At 53.7% G+C, this 272-nt stretch carries 1 protein-coding gene; it reads left to right on the top strand.

The features are described 5' to 3' along the window. Positions 1-46: 46 nt before the first annotated feature. On the top strand, positions 47-272 hold a 226-nt coding region (locus Q5762_RS38415), incomplete at its 3' end, for a biotin carboxylase N-terminal domain-containing protein (RefSeq protein WP_315896951.1).

The raw sequence follows: 272 nt of genomic DNA, 5'->3' as shown, positions 1-272 counted from the left end.
GTAACGTCGAGCCAGGTGAAATCGTTTGTCATATTGAGGTTGCATAATGACTGCTCCCATCCGCAAACTGCTGATCGCAAATCGCGGTGAGATCGCAGTCCGCATCATTCGCGCCGCAAAAGAGTTGGGTATCTCGACTGTTCAGATCGTCAGCGAAGCTGACCGCGACATGCTGGCTGCTCGCATGGCAGATGAAGTCATCGACATCGGACCGTCGGCGGCGACGAAATCCTATCTCAATGTTGAGCGCGTACTCAATGCGTTGCGCGAAA

The organism is Streptomyces sp. P9(2023), assembly GCF_032436795.1.
Lineage (GTDB): Bacteria > Actinomycetota > Actinomycetes > Streptomycetales > Streptomycetaceae > Streptomyces.
The sequence above is the reverse complement of the archived record's forward strand: the minus strand, read 5'-3'. Positions and strand labels throughout refer to the sequence as shown.